The sequence below is a fragment of the Daejeonella sp. genome (assembly GCF_049655485.1).
In the GTDB taxonomy this organism is placed as follows: domain Bacteria; phylum Bacteroidota; class Bacteroidia; order Sphingobacteriales; family Sphingobacteriaceae; genus Daejeonella.
Genome location: NZ_JBASJU010000166.1, coordinates 1 through 1,869, shown reverse-complemented (window position 1 = coordinate 1,869; position 1,869 = coordinate 1). Strand labels below are relative to the sequence as shown.

At 41.4% G+C, this 1,869-nt stretch carries 2 protein-coding genes; both read right to left on the bottom strand.

Going from position 1 to position 1,869, the window contains the following annotated elements; translation table 11 throughout:
• Positions 1-122: 122 nt before the first annotated feature.
• A complete protein-coding gene (locus WBJ10_RS06685; protein ID WP_424288744.1) occupies positions 123-731 on the bottom strand; it encodes a hypothetical protein in 609 nt (202 codons plus the stop codon).
• A gap of 101 nt (positions 732-832) precedes the next feature.
• Positions 833-1,869 (bottom strand): MFS transporter (locus WBJ10_RS06680; RefSeq protein WP_424288743.1); only part of this gene is annotated, 1,037 nt, incomplete at its 5' end.

Here is a 1,869-nt window from a genome sequence, read left to right as displayed (position 1 = left end):
AATCTTCGTCGGTTAATAGAGCCATATGTCATGGTTTTGGCAAGAGAATTGTCATCCTGATGTCACAAACCGGAAGGACAATTTCGTTTGAAACCGGAATTTGAAAAAGCAATAGAAAATTTTTATTCTACCCAGCCCCACGGTGCGGGTGGTGTTTCTACCGGTTTAGTAAGATCAAACTTAAAGATATAAGACGCTTTGTTTCCAACTCTTGCAAGATTGTAAGTCAACGATTTACCTTGTTCTATTTCCACCCACCACACAGTTCCAATCCCTGCGGGGCGTAATTGTACAGATTGTTGATCGACTGGAAAAATTTGCATGTTGGCAGAGCCAGTGTTAGTTGTGCTACCACCGTACATAGTCATTACCTCGGGTTTTCCATCTTCATGCCTGTGATCATGCTTCCATTCAAGTTTATTTGGGAATCGTCTTAAAATAAATGTTCTAGACCTGTTTGTACCTACTATAAATGGGATTCTTATCCTGTTTTCTTCACAACTACGTATATGAATAGTCAATTCTTTACCTCTGAATGTAGTATCTGTGTCCGGGGCTTCCACAACCGTTCCTTTAAATGATTTGCCGCAATTAGATTTCAATTGACTCCAAAAAAGAGCCTGATTTGTATCTTTTGGAGAATCTGTAGAAATTCTTGAACTTGTACAAGAGCTACAGATTATAAATGAAGAATAAAAAGAGAAAAGAAGCAGGATTTTTTTTATAGACATCTTTAAAGGTAATTAAAAAACAATATTTAGCAGTAGTTTGATCCCCAAATCTTTATGACAAAAGAGTCTTTCTAGATAAACACAATTGGGAAAGAATCATCTTATAAAGATTCACTATTGTTTCTTAGAGCGTAACTTATAGCTACCACCAGCAGCAAAAAGCCGATCAGGCCAAAAGCGGTTGGGAGGGAATATTGATGCGCGATAAATCCCAATATTGCCGGGCCTGCAAGCTGCCCGGCATAACCTATGGTTGTTATTGCCGGTATAGCAACTAATGCAGGCACAGATTTTAACCGTCCCCCTTCACCTATAAACACAGGGACAATATTGGCAGCCCCCACGCCTAGTAATATAAACCCGGCTATTGATATAATTAATGAGGGGATCAATACAATCAGTAGGATTCCGGAGGCCGCAATAAGGCTGCCACCTATAACCACTGTTCGACCACTGAAACGGGAGACAAGCCGGTCGCCCAACAGGCGCATGGTAGCCATGGCAATCGAGAAGGCTGCATAACCGATACCTGAAAGCCTTTCATCAATACCACGGTTTTCTTTCAAAAAAACAGCACTCCAGTCCAGCATGGCACCTTCAGATAAAAACACGATAAAACACATCGTGCCCAAAAATAAAACGCTGAAATTTAACCAGGAGGTTGATGAGTTATTAGAGCCCGGGGAATTGTCTTGTGAAGAAAATTCAAGGATTGCTTCCTGTTCCGATTGCCGGTTAAGCAAGTAAGGATAGTAATAGAGTACGATTACGATCGACAAAATTGAAATGAATAGGGCTGCTGCAATGGGATCCAATCCTGCTTTCATCAGTGCTCCGAGCCCTAAGGATCCCATAAGCCCGCCTACACTAAAAAGTCCATGGAATGATGACATAATGGATTTGCCATAAATATTTTGCACCTGGACACCATGGGCATTCATGGCTACGTCGACAGTTCCCAGTGCTCCGCCAAAAAGATAGAGCACTGCTCCCATTAAAATTATCGAATCAATAAGAAGCAATAGCGGGAGCGTAGCGGCCATTAAAACAGACGAGAAAAGCATTACTTTATTGCTGCCATAGCGTTTACAAAGTAAGCCGCAAACAGGCATAAAACTAATAGCACCGGCTCCTAAAC

Coding starts and splice junctions, on each gene's coding strand:
- WBJ10_RS06685 (WP_424288744.1), bottom strand. CDS start 731: ATGTCTATAAAAAAAATCCTGCTTCTTTTCTCTTTTTATTCTTCATTT.